The sequence below is a fragment of the Pseudomonas sp. GW456-L13 genome (assembly GCF_017350115.1).
GTDB classification, from domain to species: domain Bacteria; phylum Pseudomonadota; class Gammaproteobacteria; order Pseudomonadales; family Pseudomonadaceae; genus Aquipseudomonas; species Aquipseudomonas jessenii.
Window position 1 is genome coordinate 2,292,199 of record NZ_JACNAS010000001.1, and the last position, 15,486, is coordinate 2,307,684.

A 15,486-nucleotide genomic window follows, 5' to 3' on the forward strand; every position below is an offset into this window, starting at 1 on the left:
ATGCGGCGCGACCTCTCTGTCGTCGTGCCTCCCCCTGATTGGCCAACCGGCCTGCAACTGAGCGAATACCGCCCCGAACTGGGCGCCGCCGTGCACCGGTTGATGGAGTTCGGTTATCTCGACGGCGGTGGTCGCGTAGCCGCGCTGGACATGTGGCAACGGCAGTTCGAAACCGATCCGGAATATGACCCGGCCCTGTGCTTCATTGCCCTGGATGCCGAGGAAGTGGTCGGCGTTTGCCAGTGCTGGACCAGTGCCTATATCAAGAACCTGGTGGTGCACCCGCGGTTTCAGGGGCAGGGGTTGGGGCGTGCGCTGTTGTTGCAGGCGTTCAAGGTGTTCCAGCAGCGGCATGAAGGTTTCGTGGACCTGAAGGTACGTGAAGACAACCTTCGTGCGCGGCGCTTGTATGAAAACGTCGGGATGCGCGCGATCCGCCGGGAGCCGGTTCCGCTCTGATGCCGCCATCGCGAGCAGGCTCGCTCCCACAGTTGATGTGTGTACACCGTCCAATGTGGGAGCGGGCTTGCTCGCGAAAAGGTCAGCAAAGTCTCCATCTACCTTTCAGGCATACTCCTGCCTTGGCCACTCAGCCCAAGGAAGCCTGAACCATGAAAGCTGCGCCCCTGATTCTGTTCTGCCTCACCGCCCTCGCCTCCCAGGCCCACGCCTCCAGCCCCGACGCCTGGGCCACCTACGACAAAGCCGTACTCACCAGTTGCACCAAGGCCAGTGGCCTGAAGGACAGCAAACCGGTCGGCAACGCCGCGCAGTTCGATGACCGGGTCGGCTACACCGCGCTCCTGCTCCAGGGCCAGTACCCGCAAAAGCACATGAAAGGCGCACAAGGCACCGAGTTGTGCCTGTACAACAAAAAGAGCAAAACCGCGTACGTCACCGAATGGGACTCCATCCGCCCGGCCGGCAAGGCAAACTGACTGGCGCATAATTTGCTTCGATAGCGGCTTTTGCGGCGGCATTCTGTCGCCGCTTCATGCCCTGTGACGCGAACGAACGCTCGATGAATACAACATTTTCCTGTGTAGGCTGCGGCAAATGCTGTAACGACCACCATGTGCCCCTGACCCTGGGCGAAGCCCGGATGTGGGCAGCCGATGGCGGTCAGGTGATCGTGCTGGTGGAAGCGTTTCTGGGCAATGGCCTGGGTCTGCCGGTGCACCAACGGGAACACGCCGAACGCCGTTCGGCGGCAGTGCGCAGCGGTGAATCCGAGGTGTACGTGGCCATCACCTTCGCCGCCTACAATGTCGGTCCCTGCCGAAATCTTGACGAAGACAACCTCTGCCGCATCTATGAACGCCGCCCGCTGGTGTGCCATATCTATCCGATGGAAATCAATCCGCACATACCTCTGAACACTGCCATGAAGGAATGTCCGCCTGAGTCGTGGGAAAAAGGACCGGAGCTGATTGTCGGTGGTGAGCTGGTCGATCGGGAATTGTCGGAACTGATCCAGCGCTCCCGTCAGGCGGATCGTGATGACATTCCGATGAAGGATGCAATTTGTGCGCTGCTGGGGATTCGCACCACAGCCCTGAAGGGCGACGGGTTTACCGCTTATCTGCCGGATATGGCGGAATTTGCCGCGATCATCGACGACCTGGCCGGGCAAACGTTGCCGCAGTGGGGCAGTGAATGGTGGTTTCATGTGTCGGGGGATGATATTGCCGGGCAAGTGCTGGCCGCAGGTGCGCAAGTGACGGCGGATGCGCTGACGAATTACTCGTTTATTTCGTTGCGGGCGACTTGATCCGGGATTTGCAGTGTTTGTGCCGGCCCCTTCGCGAGCAAGCCCGCTCCCACTGGAGGAATGCATTCCAAATGTGGGAGCGGGCTTGCTCGTGAAGACGGCAGATCAGTCACCGCAGACTTAAGAACTCAGCGCTTACCCATCGACCGACGAGTCCCCGGCGGTGCCATGCCCGGCGTCTTGGTGTGGCCGTTCTTGGCGCCGTTCTTGTACCACGGCTGGTTGGAACCCTTGGCGGCCGCCAGCTCACCCGGCTTGAACGGGAATTTGAAGGCCGGGATCTCGGCTTTGGATTCGCTGTCGGCGCTGGAGTCGACGCTGTCTGTCAGCTCTGCCTGCACGTCGTTCAGGGCGTCGGCGACCGGCGGTTGTTTCGGGGAAGTCATGAAAGCTCCGGGTGGTGCATGAAATGTCGGGCCCGGTGAGCGGGCCGCATGCCACAGTATAAGAAGTGCGGCAGTATAACTGGATGGAGCACGACAAGCTGCAAGCTTGCATAGACCGCCTGACGACTCGCACAAATCCCGCGAAGAATGTTAGCGTGCTCATCATTCTTCACCGCCCGACGAGCCCGCCCACCCATGAAAAAGACCGTCCTTGCATTCAGCCGCGTCACTCCACCAATGATCGAACGCCTGCAACAGGATTTCGACGTCATCGTGCCGAATCCGAAAAACGGCGACATCAACGCCCAATTCAACGAAGCCCTGCCCCACGCTCACGGCTTGATCGGCGTCGGTCGCAAACTCGGCCGCGCTCAATTGGAAAACGCCACCACGCTGGAGGTGGTATCCAGTGTCTCGGTGGGCTACGACAACTATGACCTGGCCTACTTCAACGAACGCGGGATCATGCTGACCAACACGCCGGATGTGCTCACCGAAAGCACCGCCGATCTGGCGTTTGCCCTGTTGATGAGCAGCGCGCGCCGCGTCGCCGAACTGGATGCCTGGACCAAGGCCGGGCAATGGCAGGCCACTGTCGGTGCGCAGCTGTTCGGTTGCGATGTGCATGGCAAAACCCTGGGCATTGTCGGCATGGGCAATATCGGTACGGCCATCGCCCGACGTGGTCGCCTGGGGTTCAACATGCCGGTCATCTACAGCGGCAACAGCCGCAAGACCGAACTGGAACAGGAGCTCGGCGCGCAGTTCCGCAGCCTTGATCAACTGCTGGCCGAGGCCGATTTCGTATGCCTGGTGGTGCCGCTCAGCGAGAAAACCAAACACTTGATCAGCCATCGTGAACTGGCGCTGATGAAGCCAAGTGCCATTCTGGTGAACATTTCCCGTGGCCCGGTGGTGGATGAGCCGGCACTGATCGAAGCACTGCAAAACAACCGCATTCGTGGTGCCGGGCTGGACGTTTACGAAAAAGAACCGCTGGCCGAGTCCCCACTGTTCCAGTTGAAAAATGCCGTGACCTTACCGCACATTGGCTCGGCCACCCATGAGACCCGCGATGCCATGGCCAACCGTGCCCTGGCCAACCTGCGCAGTGCGCTGTTGGGGGAACGCCCACAGGACCTGGTCAACCCGCAAGTCTGGAAGGGTTGAAAAAAGGGCAGGCGTTAAAAGCGCCTGCCCTTAAATGCAAAAAATAAAAACAATATCACTCTAAACCTGTAAAAAAACTGTCTGAATACACACCCTGCAATTCAGTCAATAAACAAATAACAAAACCACCCGCTAGACTCTCCTTACTTTTCCAGACACAACGGAAACAACAAAGGAGATCACCACCTTGAATCAACTTACGACAAATCAAGTCATACGCTTCAGCAAAGCTACACTAATGTTATTCATAAGTATTTTTGGATTGCTGGTGATGTACAGCAACGTTACGGACTACGCAACCAACTACGAAAACATCAGTAACATCCTGAGCATGGAGACCACAGATGACGACGAGAAGTACACCTACAGGGCCATTACCTCGCAGATACTCCATCACCGCATCTACTGGCTCATCATTACACTCGAGGTTATCTACACGCTCTTCTTCATGATCGGAACCTGTTATCTTTATAAAAACATGAGTAGCAGCGCTGAAGAGTTTCACGAGGCCAAAAAGCCCGCGATCATAGGATTACTCATTGCGCTCTTGCTTTACTATGTCGGCTTTCAAGTTATCGGCGTGGAATGGTTCAACATGGACCAATCACAAGCCTGGAATTACAAAGACTGGACCCGGCATATTGTCGATTTCATACTACCGCTGCTGATTTATATTGCGATCAAAGTCGAGCGCTGAGGACTTCAGCGCTCGATGAACGTCATCTCAAGCGAGCTTGCTACTCCCTTGTACCAAGCGTGGTTTGGGCTTGCGAAACACCAGTACGTTACCCGACATCACCAATACCAGCCCCAACAGCGCCGGCATCGTCCACTGATAACCCTCGGCGAACGCTGACACGTTGAGTGCCACCACCGGAAACAGCACTGTGCAGTACGCAGCCCGCTCTGGCCCCATGCGGCCGACCAGGGTCAGGTAGGCGGTGAAACCGATCACCGATCCCGGAATCACCAGGTACAACAGTGACCCGATGTAACGCGTGCTCATCTCCATGTCGAAGGGAATGCCTTTGACCAGGCACCACACGGTTAGCATCGCTGCCCCGTAAGCCATGCCCCAGGCATTGGTGGTCAGCGGTTTGAGACCAGCCTTCTGTTGCAGGCTCGAAAGCATGTTGCCCGCCGAGAAACACAAGGTGCCGCACAGGGCCAGACCGAGGCCGAGCAAGGTTTCCGGGCTGGCGGTATGCCCGGCCAGCTCCGGCCAGAACAGCAGCCCCAACCCAAGCAGGCCCAACGCACCGCCCATCAGCACATTGCGGGCAATTCTCTGACCGAAGAACACCCGCGCGTTGAGGGCATTCCACAGGGTGGCGGTGGAAAACACCACGGCCACCAGACCGCTGGGAATCCACTGGCTCGCGGTGAGGAAGCACATGAAGTTGACGCAGAACAGGCACAAGCCCTGAGCCAGGCAGATCAGGTGCCCGCGACGGTTCATCACTTGCAGGCGTCGGCTGAGCAGCAGGATCACGAACAGCACCAGCGCGGCGAGGCCGAAGCGATACACGATCGACACGGGAATGGCCACCACGCCCAGTTGCCATTTCAAGGCAATCCAGGTGGTACCCCAGATCAGCACGGTCAGCAGGTACAAAGAAAGGTTCATGACTAAGGCTCCTCGCTAGGTGCCCAGTGTCCGGCGCCACGCCTGGGCGCACTTGCATAAACTTGCGCTTTTGTCCGGCGACAGGCTGGCAGGCGCACGTCTACGGAGTAGGATGCAAGGCGTTGGATGCAGGTGTTAGAGAGTAACGATCATGGCTGCACTGGATACTCTACAAGTCTTTCAAGCCCTCAACCGCTCGCCGAATGCTCGCCTTGAGCACAGCGCCGAGCTCGGTGACGGCTTGTCTGCAGCCTTGTGGAGCAATCACCACGACGCTCAGGAATACGAAGCGCCCAGCCACCACACGTTGTCCTGTTACCTTGCCGGCGGCACCGGCACCTTTCGCCGCGACCAGCCCGGCAACAAGGGTGGTCCGGACAAACTGTGCATCCTCCCCGCCGATCACCAGTCAGGCTGGGTGATCAATGGCGATATTCGCCTGGCACACCTGTATTTCAGCCCCGAACAATTTGCCCTTGGCTGCGTCACCCTGCTCGATCGCGAGCCACGGGAAATGCAGCTGCGCGAGCAGACCTTTCTCGATGATCCGCAGCAGGCGCTGCGCTTTCGGCAGTTGGTCGCCTTGAACTGGGACGAGCCGGGCGAGCGCCTGCTCACCAGCAGCCTGGCTCACGAACTGCTCAGCCATGCCCTGCTCAGTCAGGTCAACGTGCGTCAGGGCTTGCGCCTTAAAGGCGGGCTGGCCGCGCACCAGCGCCGGCATCTGGTGGAGTTCATCAACAGCCATCTGGACGAGGCCATCAGCCTCGGTCAATTGGCGGCGTTGTGCGCGTTGTCCGAATACCACTTCGCGCGGATGTTCCGCGAAAGCTTCGGCTTGCCACCCCACCAGTATGTGCTGGCGCGGCGCCTTGACCGGGCGCGGGAGTTGCTGCGCACGACCTCGCAGCCACTGGGGGAGATTGCACTGGCTTGCGGTTTTGCCAGCGCCAGCCATTTCACCAACCGGTTTCGCCAGACACTTGGCGGGACGCCCGGCGAGTATCGACAGGCGTTTTTGCGCTAGGCCCGAGCTTTTTTGTGGTCTGCATGACCCCCTTCGCGAGCAAGCCCGCTCCCACAGGGGAATGGGGTAGTCACAAAACCGGTGAGCACCGCCAAACCTTGTGGGAGCGAGCTTGCTCGCGATGAACGATGACACGGTCTATCGTCAGAACTCCAAGGTGCTCGACAACGTCACCTGCCGCGAATCCCCCATCGACACAAAGAACCGACTCGCCGCCGAGGTGTAGTAGGTGCGATCGAACAGGTTCTTCACGTTGAGCTGGAACTTGACCTTCTGCCCTTCGACCCTGGTGTCGTAGGTGGCGAACGCATCGGCCACGGTGTAGCTCGGCAGGTCGAAATCGTTCACCGCGTTGCCCGCGCGCTCACCCACATAACGCGCCCCGGCGCCGACCCGCAGTTGATCACCGCCAATGACGCTGCCGAAGTCATAGACGGCCGACAACGAGCCGCTGTTCTTCGCCACGTTCTGCAACTGATTGCCTTTGTAATCCGGGTCTTCGGTGACTTCGGCATCGGTATAGGCGTAGCTGCCGATCATGCTCCAGCGATCGGTGAGCTGACCGCTCAGGTCCACTTCCAGGCCACGGGAACGCACTTCACCGGCGGCACTGTAAATCGTGGTCGGACCTTCGGCGTTGGCCACCAGCACATTGCGCTTCTTGATGTCGAACAGTGCGATGTTGCCGGTAACGCGGCCCGGCAGATCAAGCTTGGCACCCAGCTCCCAGGACTTGGCTTCTTCCGGAGCGATACCGCCGTCAAGCACGGTACTGCTGCCGCTCAATGGCGCGATGGTCGAGTTGGGTTTGAACGACTCGGTGTAGCTGCCGTAGAACGACAAGGCATCGGTGTATTTGTACACAAGGCCCGCGCGCGGCACCCATTTCTGCCCGTTGCTGTCGGTGTTGGCGTGGAACGGTACGCCTTTGCCGGCGTACTGGTCGTACGCCTGGAAACGCGCGCCGGCCACCAGAATCCACTGGTCGGTGAGGTGGATGGAGTCCTGAAGGAAGACCGAATCGCTGCGCAGTTCATCGGTTTGTGCGCTGTCGGGCGCACTGACGGTGGTGCCCGGCACTTCACGACCATAGACAGGGTTCACGTAACTGAATGTGGTCAGGCTTTTCTGGCGGATCAGGTCTTCGCGGTAGATCTTGCGGTACTCATCGTCGATACCGAACAGCAGGTCATGCTGCATGCCGAGCACATTCACGTTGCCTTCGAGGCTGGCGGTGGTGAAACGGTCGGTGCTGATCGCATTCTGGGTGCCGTCCATGCTGCGGGTCAGGGTGCCCTTTTTGGTGTCGATGGCGGTCACCCGCACCTGGCTGGCATCGTAGGTTTCGCGGTTATAGCTGTAGCCGAAATGGGCTTTCCAGTTGTCGTTGAGCTCGTGATCGGCCTCGAAGTGATAGAGGTCCGAGCGCCCTTCCATGTTGTTGAACGGTTCGTCGAGACGCTCGTTGCGCGAGATGTCCAGCGGATGGTTGGTCCGTGGATCGATCAGTGTGCCGCGGTCGAACGGTGTGAGGAATTCGCGGTGCTCATAGGAGAACAGCAGCTTGGTGCTTTCGCCGTACCAGGCCAGCGACGGCGCGATCAGGCTCTCGCGATGCACACCGAAGTTACGCCAGTAATCTTCGTCTTCGTAGTCCAGCACCATGCGGTAGGCCAGTCCGGAATCGCCGAGGGCCCCGGTGCTGTCGAGGCTGCCACCGCTGCCGTTCTTGCCGTCGTCATAGCTCGAACCGCGCGCGGTCAGCGCGTTGTACCGCTCAAGCTCGGGCTTCTTGCTGACCATATTGACCACGCCACCCGGATCCTGGATGCCATAGAGCAACGAGGCCGGGCCCTTGAGCACTTCGACCCGGTCCACGCTGGCGTTGAGGCCACGACCCTGCACGATCGGCATGCCGTCGCGCATGATCGAGCCGTTACGGTTGTCGCCAAAGCCACGGACCATCACCGAGTCCTGGGTGCTGCCCAGGGTGTTGGCCTGGGTGATGCCGCTGACATTGGCCAGCGCGTCATCGAGATTGCGCGGCGCCTGGTCGCGGATGACCTGGGCCGGAACGACGTTGATCGTCTGCGGGATCTCCTGTACGGGGGCCGAGGAGCGCATCACTGAAGTGATGGGTGGCGGTTGATAGCTCATGGAGTCATCCATCACCGAGGTGATGGTGGTCGCGCCCAGGTTCAACGCCCCTTCAGTCGGCCGTGGTTCCAGTGCAATGGTGTGGCCGTCGGTGCGACGGAACGTCAAGCCCGAACCGGTGAGCAGACGTTGCAGAGCCTGTTCGGCGCTCATCTGGCCATTGATGGCCGGCGCATTGAGACCGTACGGTGCCTCATCGGTGTAGACGACGCTGATGCCGGTCACTCGGCTGAAATCGCTCAGGGCCTGGGGCAACGGTTTGGCGGCCAGCGCGAAATTGAATTGCCCACGCGACTGACTGCTGCCTGCCTCTGCGGCCAACGCTACGCTCAGCGGCAACAAGGCCAATGCCGAAAAGCTCAACGCAGACACACCCAACCATTGTTTGACCGAACCCGATTTTGCCCTGGACTTCATGACTCATGACCTGTGTAGAACCGCAACGGATGCGAATGACTCGCAGTTTCAGTCACTACACGGATGGCAATCGGGTTTACCTCAGCAAAAACTTTAAAATATTTTTACTTGAGTGGTTGGGTGTCTGATCTGCCGTCATCGCGAGCAAGCTCGCTCCCACAGGTATTGAGTCGGTCACAATATTGGGGCAACACGTAACCCTGTGGGAGCGAGCCTGCTCGCGATGAGGCCGGTCGCCTCAACGCAAAATAATCAGATGCCCCAAAACCTGATGCTGCTCAAACCCCAACACCCCCTGCAACGAACTCAACACCGCCTGCGGGTTCCTGCTCGGAAAACTGCCACTGACCCGGCGCCTCGCCAATTCATCATTGAGCAACACGATCCGTCCGGGGTAATAGCGCGCCAAATCCTGTACCACATCGGCCAACGTCGCCTTGTAGTAATTGAGCCAGCCCTGGCGCCATGCCAACTGCGCTTCGCTGTCCACCGAGTGGAGTGTTTGCGCCGAGCCTTCGCCATAGGCCACTTGCTGGCCGGCGGTGAGCACTTGCTGATCGGCTTTCTGGTGCGCCGTCACGCCAACCCGTCCCGACAGCACCGTGACCTGTGCACCGTGGGGCTGCAAACGGACTTCGAACTGCGTACCCAGGACCCGCGTCTGGCCTTTCTCGGCGTCCACCACAAACGGCTCGCCGGTATGGGTAACGCTGAAAAAGCCGGCGCCGCGGCGCAGTTGCACATGCCGCTCACCGCGACTGAAATCCACGGCGATGGCACTGTCGGCATCCAGTGTCACCTGCGACTGATCGGCCAGGATAACGGTGCGAATTTCCCCCGGTGCCGAGACGTAATCCGCCCCCAGGTCATCAATCCAACGCATAGGCTGCCAGCCTGTACCGACACTGATCATCAACAGCAGACACGCGGCCATCGCCAGCGTACCGGACCAGCGCCCGAGCGTGCTGCGCCGCGGCTTGTCCATGGCGTTGAGATAGCCCTGCAAGGCAAAAGCGTCTTCATCGGCGAGTGTGCGCGCCGGTCCTTCGCTCAACTCCCACAGGACCTGCGCCCGGGCATAGGCCTCGGCATGGGCGGGGTCGGCCTGCAACCATTGGCTGAACGTCGCCTGGTCACCGCTGTTGGGCTGGTCATGCAACAGGCTCAGCCAGGCCAGCGCGGCCTGCTCCTGCGCCGGCGTCGGGGTGACGCGTTTGAAGTCGTTCACGGTGCTGTCCCTGGCGTACGCGGTTCGGGTTCCCGAAGGCTGGCCTTGCAGGCTTCGAGGGCGCGCATCATATGTTTTTCCACGGCACTTTGGGACAAGCCCATGGCCTTGGCGATCTCGGCGTATTTGCGGCCGTGAATGCGATTGAGCAAGAAGATCTGCCGCGTACGCTCCGGCAAGGCGCGCAATGCGGCTTCGACATGGCGCAGATCGTTGCCCGCCTCCAGCGCCGCTTGCGGTCCGCTGCCATGGCTGTCTGGTGATTCCACCATCAAACCTTCGCTGGCCCGGACCCTCGTGCCTTCACTGCGCAAGTGATCGATGGCGATGTTGCCGGCGCAGCGCAGCAGGTAGGTGCTGAGTTCCTCGACTTGCACCAACGGCCGCCGCCAGAATCGCAGGAACAAATCCTGTACCAGGTCAGCCGCCGTCGCCCGACAACCGACACGCCGGCTCACCAGTGCTTCCATTTGCGAACGCTGGGAGAGAAACACCTGGAGAAAATGCGCACGGTCCCCGCGCAGTGGATCGCGCTCGATATCGCGGGGTTCGGGGGCGGAGTGATCATCGTTCATGTTTCGACCTGAAAACCGGGGAGGCCACGACAGCGTCAGGGGACCGGAAAGGCCGCAATATTAATGATAAATATTCTCATATGCAAAAGGATCGGGTGCAGCCCTTTATTACGCCCGTTGGTTGCACCAATGGCATGGCCATGGAATCCAAAAGCCACCGAAAACAAAACGGGCCTGCAATGCAGGCCCGTTTTCATGGGAAGGTAAAAAAGTGAATCAGGTGTCAGCCGTTAAGTGCTGCCTGTTCGTTCTCAAGAAACTCTTCTTCCAGCAGATGGTCGGCATGGGCGGCACTCTCGATGGGCACCACATTGGCTCGTTTGCCGCGTAATTTGCCGAACATATGCTCCAGCGCATGTTCAAGTTTGGTAGCCGCTCCGTCGATCGCCTGCTCCATGGTGGAGGCTTTATGGGTGACGGAAATCGGTTGATGGCCTTTTGGCCGCGCCTCCAGCTGGCAGCGCATGTCGTGGGGACCCGGCTTGTCGCCGTTCTCGTCCCGCAGGTGAACCTCGACTCGTGTCAGGTCCTCTTCGTAGCGTTCGAGCGTGCTCTCAATGGTCGTACGTACCCACTCCTCCAGTCGTTTACTGCCTTGAATATGGTTATCGCTATTGACTTGGATTTGCATAGTTCATCCCTTATTTCAGCTAGCTCGCGAGAGGCCGGTCAGCTAAGCCCTTGGGCGTCATCACCGTGACCTCTTACTTACACAATCGGTCTGTACGCTGAACAATTCAACCCCCTAAAAAAGATAAATTTTCAATCGCAAAAAAAGCCGGACAACCGGTAAAAGCGCTGTTAAGGTCGGGAGTTGGGTCGCCCTGCTCCTACGTAATAATTGCTCACATTTGCCGCTCCCCCAACGGGTGCAGGCTGCGAAAAGCACCCGCCTCCTCCACCAACCAATCGTGCACCGCGCGCACACCCGGATGGCTCAACGCCCCGGGTGCGTAAAGCAGCATGTAGCGCTTGTGATTGGGCACCGCCAGGCCGAACGGCACGATCAACGCCCCGCGCTCCAGCTCATCGTTGAGCAGTGTCCGTCGGGCTATCGCCACCCCCATCCCGGCGATGGCCGCTTCGATCGTCAGGTGATTGCGATTGAAGGTATGCCCGCGTCGCACATCCGCCCCCTCGAAGCCGATGGCATTGAGGTAAAACTCCCATTCCGCGTACTCGTAGCTGCCGCGCCAGGCGGTGATGTCGTGCAGCAAGGGAAAGTGCATCAGGTCCGCCGGACCATGCAGCGGTGGACGACCACGCAACAGGCTCGGCGCGCACACCGGAAAAATCTGTTCATCAAGCAAGGCTGTGGATAACAGGCCCGGATAACTGCCGTCGTTCAGGTCGATCGCCAGGTCGAAGTCACCTTCATGCAACGGCACGCTGCTGTCCTCGGCCACCAGGCGCAACTGGATGTCCGGAAAACGCTGCTGCAAACGCGGCAGTCGCGGCGTCAGCCATTTGCTCAGGAACGACGGAATCGAACGCACCCGCAGAATCCCGCTGATCATGCCCGCGTCCAGTCGCCGCAATTCCGAGTCGATGCTGCCAAAGGCCTCGTTGACGGTAATGGCCAGGCGCTGACCCTCTGCGCTCAGCTCCACTCCGCGGGCGCGGCGGTGAAACAGGCGAAAGCCCAGGCGTTCTTCCAGCTGGCGGATCTGCTGGCTGACCGCCCCCGGTGTGATGTGCAGCTCTTCGGCGCAGCGGGTGAACGACAGGTGCCGCGCGGCACAGGCAAACACGTTCAGCCAGACATACGTCTGGGCGTGTAATTGACGGCTCATCGTTTAGTCCTGCTAAAGGATGTCTTAGGAATTTTCGTTGGTCACGCAGGCTCGTGACAGGCAGTATCGCCCAAATTGCGCTTGTCCTACAGAAATGGCAGCGATTTCCCTTCCATTACGTGTACAGGCTTTAGCATGGCTATCAGTGTTTTCGATCTCTTCAAAGTGGGTATCGGCCCGTCCAGTTCCCATACCGTCGGTCCGATGCGCGCTGCCGCAACCTTTGCCCAAGCGCTGGTCGATCACGGTTTTCTGGCCGACGTGCGACGCGTGGAAATCCGTCTCTATGGTTCTCTTTCAGCGACCGGCGTCGGACACGCGACGGACCGCGCCTGCGTCATGGGCCTGATGGGCGAATGGCCCGACCGCATCGATCCAACCACCATCGACAGCCGCATTCACACCCTGCGCGAAACCGGCAAACTGTGCCTGGCAGGCGTTGCGCAAATTGCCTTCGACTGGCAACGCGATCTCCTGCTGCTGGACGAAAGCCTGCCCTACCACCCCAACGCCATGTCCCTGACAGCCTTCGGTGAAACCGGCGAGCTGTTCGAGCAGACCTACTACTCGGTGGGCGGTGGTTTTATCATCGAAGCAGCCGAAGCCGAATCCGGGATCGCGCCGGCCGGCGACGTGGTGCTGCCTTACGATTTCTCCAGCGCCGCCGAACTGCTCAAACTCTGCAACGAGCACGGGCTGCGAGTGGGCGAACTGATGATGGCCAACGAACGGGCATGGCGCAGTGACGCGGAAATCCGCCAGGGCCTGTTGCATATCTGGTCGGTGATGCGCGAATGCGTCGAGCAGGGTTTGCGCCACGAAGGCATCTTGCCCGGCGGCCTGAGTGTTCCGCGTCGAGCGGCGAAACTGCATCGCAGCCTGCAGGAAATCGGCAAGCCGAATGTCATTACGTCCACCTTGTCAGCGATGGAATGGGTCAACCTGTACGCCCTTGCCGTGAACGAAGAAAACGCGGCCGGCGGGCGCATGGTCACGGCGCCGACCAACGGCGCGGCGGGGATCATTCCGGCGGTGCTGCACTACTACATGAAATTCAATGCCGATGCGTCTGACGATGACGTGGTCGCATTTTTCCTGGGTGCAGCTGCCGTCGGCATCCTGTGCAAGAAAAACGCTTCGATCTCCGGAGCCGAAGTCGGCTGCCAGGGCGAAGTCGGCTCCGCTTGCGCCATGGCCGCCGCAGGCCTGGCAGAGGTGCTTGGCGCCACCCCGGAGCAGCTGGAAAACGCCGCCGAAATCGGCCTGGAACACAACCTCGGCCTCACCTGCGACCCGGTGGGCGGACTGGTGCAAGTGCCGTGTATCGAGCGCAACGCGATCGCCGCGGTCAAGGCCATCAATGCCACGCAAATGGCCCTGCGCGGCGACGGCAAACACTTCATTTCCCTGGACCGGGTGATCCGTACCATGCGCGACACCGGGGCCGACATGCACGACAAGTACAAAGAGACGTCGCGGGGCGGACTGGCAGTGAACTGGGTGGAATGTTGACCGTTTTGGAGGCACGTCGAGGTTAATTGCCCTGAAACGTGCAGAAAACGCGCCCCCCCGTAGGAGCGAGCTTGCTCGCGAAAAACCCTCAGGCGCCGCAAACCATCTGGTTTGACGCGTTATCGTTCACGACCATCGCGAGCAGGCTCGCTCCTACAGAACGTGTTTTTTGTCCGACAATTTTCCGGCATGGGCCTTGCTACTTCCATGCTGGAACAATGATGGCGAGATGGCCGGTGGTCTGGCGTTGCGAACCAACCCGATCATGGCCGGTCAACAACTGCACGTTCAATCAGGCGGTGACGCATCATGGACAACCCTTTCCAGCTCATTACCGATGCCTTTGCAGCGGATTACCAGATCAACCTGAGCATTCAGGGCCTGGACGGCCGCATCATGCTGACCCTGTCCAACAGTGGCCGCGTGGTGGCCAAACGCATGATCAGCGCCGAACAACGCAATGACCCCGAGCGCCTCAAACGATTGGTGCAAAGCATTCAGTTCGGCATTGCCATCGAGCAGGGCCACTGCGCCGTGGCCATCCTCGAATCAATGACCGACGGCGGCACGCGCAACCTGCCCCCACCAGCCAGTGACCGCCACCGACCCACCATGGGGCTTTAAAGCTCGCCCTTTTCTACTTCCGGATGTTCACTGGAGCCCTTACCTGTTTTGCGGTGCGGGTTCTCAATCTTCACCGAAGGAAATTGCGACGAAGCGTAACGCACCACCAGAATCGCAAACGCCAACAGCAGAATCCCGCCGCACAGGTAGATGATCCCCAGGTCCGGCGGGTTGTGGTGCGATACGTTGGAAATCAGCAGCCGCGTCAGCGCGGTGATCGCCACGTAGATCAGGAAGCGCACGGGCATGTGGTTGGTCTTGAAGTAAATCCCGACCATCGCCCCCAGTTCCAGGTAGATGAACAGCAGCAAGATGTCATCGATCTTGATGTGCCCTTCTTCGATCATCCCGAGAAATTCCATCACCGCCGCCCATGCGGTCACCGCACCAATGGCGAACAGCGCCAGGTAGTGAAAGGTTTCGACAAACAGATTGCCCAGGGACTCGGCCAGTTCATGCACGTTCTGCCGCAGTTTTTCGGCCCAGTTGATTTTCACGATGATGCTTCCTTAGGTCGGCTCGACCGGATGATGCGGGTTGGACGTGACGGTTTTTCTGCATGCAGAAAAAAGGCCAGCCCATGATGGCGAGCCGCTCGGGATTGTGCGCCGTGGCGTTTGGTCGCACCTGTGCAGCGCCCCGCCTGACAAATCCCGAATCCGGTCTACATTAAAAAGCCACTACCCAAAAGGCAGGGATTCGCTTATCCTTTAGCTGTATATAGATACAGTAGTCGAAATCGACAACCAATGTGAAGGCATGTGAGGTGGTGAATGGCCGTCGAAGTGGTATACCGCAGCAGCCGAGATCTGGAGCGCTTGTTCATGGATAAAGCCGAAGCTGACCGTCATGACAAAATGCTGGAACTGGCCGAATTGCTGGCTGAAGTGTTGCAAAAAGCCGTTCCGTCCCTGACCGAGCAGCAAGTGGAAGAAGCCGGGATCTACATGGCGAAAAATCGCGACGTGTTCGCCAAGGCGTTCAAGAGCCAGCCGGACGCCCTGTCCGAACTGCTCAGCGCACCGGTTGAAGTCGCACAACCTGTTGCGGCAACCGAGGTCGTTGAGGCCGCTGAGCCGGTCACCCCGGCCAAGCCTGCCAAGGCCCCAAAAGCCGCCAAATAGGCAAAGCCCGAATTGAACAGGCCCTGAGTCGAATGACCCAGGGCCTTTTTCATGCCTGTGGAAAACTCATGCCAG

At 59.5% G+C, this 15,486-nt stretch carries 16 protein-coding genes and 1 pseudogene; 9 read left to right on the forward strand and 8 right to left on the reverse strand.

Annotated elements, in window-relative coordinates:
- From J4D25_RS10405 to J4D25_RS10415, 3 genes are all read left to right on the forward strand, one after another.
- Positions 1-459 carry a GNAT family N-acetyltransferase gene (locus J4D25_RS10405; RefSeq protein ID WP_057716671.1) on the forward strand — a complete coding sequence of 153 codons (459 nt, stop codon included), beginning with the start codon at positions 1-3 and terminating at the stop codon, positions 457-459.
- Positions 460-611: 152 nt separating this feature from the next.
- The gene (locus tag J4D25_RS10410) at positions 612-938 is read left to right on the forward strand and encodes a hypothetical protein (RefSeq protein ID WP_057716365.1); all 327 of its coding nucleotides are present in this window, start codon (positions 612-614) and stop codon (positions 936-938) included.
- An 83-nt stretch (positions 939-1,021) separates the two neighbouring features.
- Positions 1,022-1,771: a YkgJ family cysteine cluster protein gene (locus tag J4D25_RS10415; protein WP_057716366.1), complete on the forward strand. Its 750-nt coding sequence runs from the start codon at positions 1,022-1,024 to the stop codon at positions 1,769-1,771.
- 128 nt (positions 1,772-1,899) lie between these two features.
- Here the strand turns inward: J4D25_RS10415 and J4D25_RS10420 are convergent, their stop codons facing one another.
- A complete protein-coding gene (locus J4D25_RS10420) occupies positions 1,900-2,157 on the reverse strand; it encodes a hypothetical protein (protein ID WP_057716367.1) in 258 nt (85 codons plus the stop codon).
- A 195-nt stretch (positions 2,158-2,352) separates the two neighbouring features.
- Here J4D25_RS10420 and J4D25_RS10425 point away from each other — a divergent pair, with 195 nt between their 5' ends.
- The gene (locus J4D25_RS10425; protein ID WP_057716368.1) at positions 2,353-3,327 is read left to right on the forward strand and encodes a D-glycerate dehydrogenase; all 975 of its coding nucleotides are present in this window, start codon (positions 2,353-2,355) and stop codon (positions 3,325-3,327) included.
- 187 nt (positions 3,328-3,514) lie between these two features.
- Positions 3,515-4,024: a DUF2165 domain-containing protein gene (locus J4D25_RS10430; RefSeq protein WP_057716369.1), complete on the forward strand. Its 510-nt coding sequence runs from the start codon at positions 3,515-3,517 to the stop codon at positions 4,022-4,024.
- A 27-nt stretch (positions 4,025-4,051) separates the two neighbouring features.
- Here the strand turns inward: J4D25_RS10430 and J4D25_RS10435 are convergent, their stop codons facing one another.
- On the reverse strand, positions 4,052-4,954 hold the full coding sequence (locus J4D25_RS10435) for a DMT family transporter (RefSeq protein ID WP_057716370.1): 903 nt from the start codon (positions 4,952-4,954) through the stop codon (positions 4,052-4,054).
- A 151-nt stretch (positions 4,955-5,105) separates the two neighbouring features.
- Between J4D25_RS10435 and J4D25_RS10440 the strand changes: the two genes are divergently transcribed.
- Positions 5,106-5,981 (forward strand): helix-turn-helix domain-containing protein, encoded by an 876-nt coding sequence (locus tag J4D25_RS10440; RefSeq protein ID WP_057716371.1) that lies wholly within the window; start codon positions 5,106-5,108, stop codon positions 5,979-5,981.
- 144 nt (positions 5,982-6,125) lie between these two features.
- Here J4D25_RS10440 and J4D25_RS10445 read toward each other — a convergent pair whose 3' ends face one another.
- The 5 genes from J4D25_RS10445 to J4D25_RS10465 all read right to left on the reverse strand — a co-directional run bounded on the left by J4D25_RS10445 (position 6,126) and on the right by J4D25_RS10465 (position 12,151).
- On the reverse strand, positions 6,126-8,555 hold the full coding sequence (locus J4D25_RS10445; protein ID WP_057716372.1) for a TonB-dependent receptor: 2,430 nt from the start codon (positions 8,553-8,555) through the stop codon (positions 6,126-6,128).
- A 238-nt stretch (positions 8,556-8,793) separates the two neighbouring features.
- Positions 8,794-9,783, reverse strand: a complete 990-nt coding sequence (locus J4D25_RS10450; protein ID WP_057716373.1) for a FecR family protein — start codon at positions 9,781-9,783, stop codon at positions 8,794-8,796.
- Complete coding sequence (locus tag J4D25_RS10455; RefSeq protein ID WP_057716374.1) at positions 9,780-10,358, reverse strand: RNA polymerase sigma factor; 579 nt, start codon at positions 10,356-10,358, stop codon at positions 9,780-9,782. The genes J4D25_RS10450 and J4D25_RS10455 overlap by 4 nt, the downstream gene beginning before the upstream one ends.
- Positions 10,359-10,581: 223 nt before the next feature.
- Positions 10,582-10,989 (reverse strand): HPF/RaiA family ribosome-associated protein, encoded by a 408-nt coding sequence (locus J4D25_RS10460; RefSeq protein WP_057716375.1) that lies wholly within the window; start codon positions 10,987-10,989, stop codon positions 10,582-10,584.
- Positions 10,990-11,203: 214 nt separating this feature from the next.
- Complete coding sequence (locus J4D25_RS10465; RefSeq protein WP_057716376.1) at positions 11,204-12,151, reverse strand: LysR substrate-binding domain-containing protein; 948 nt, start codon at positions 12,149-12,151, stop codon at positions 11,204-11,206.
- Positions 12,152-12,286: 135 nt separating this feature from the next.
- Between J4D25_RS10465 and J4D25_RS10470 the strand changes: the two genes are divergently transcribed.
- Both J4D25_RS10470 and J4D25_RS10475 read left to right on the forward strand, forming a co-directional pair.
- A complete protein-coding gene (locus J4D25_RS10470) occupies positions 12,287-13,663 on the forward strand; it encodes an L-serine ammonia-lyase (RefSeq protein ID WP_057716377.1) in 1,377 nt (458 codons plus the stop codon).
- A 309-nt stretch (positions 13,664-13,972) separates the two neighbouring features.
- A complete protein-coding gene (locus J4D25_RS10475; RefSeq protein WP_057716378.1) occupies positions 13,973-14,287 on the forward strand; it encodes a DUF3509 domain-containing protein in 315 nt (104 codons plus the stop codon).
- Here the strand turns inward: J4D25_RS10475 and J4D25_RS10480 are convergent.
- A complete protein-coding gene (locus J4D25_RS10480; RefSeq protein ID WP_057716379.1) occupies positions 14,284-14,784 on the reverse strand; it encodes a phosphate-starvation-inducible protein PsiE in 501 nt (166 codons plus the stop codon). The two genes, J4D25_RS10475 and J4D25_RS10480, sit on opposite strands and share 4 nt — an antisense overlap.
- A 276-nt stretch (positions 14,785-15,060) precedes the next feature.
- Between J4D25_RS10480 and J4D25_RS10485 the strand changes: the two are divergent.
- A pseudogene (locus tag J4D25_RS10485) lies at positions 15,061-15,300 on the forward strand (YebG family protein); the annotation flags it as partial.
- Between the last annotated feature and the right edge of the window lie 186 nt (positions 15,301-15,486).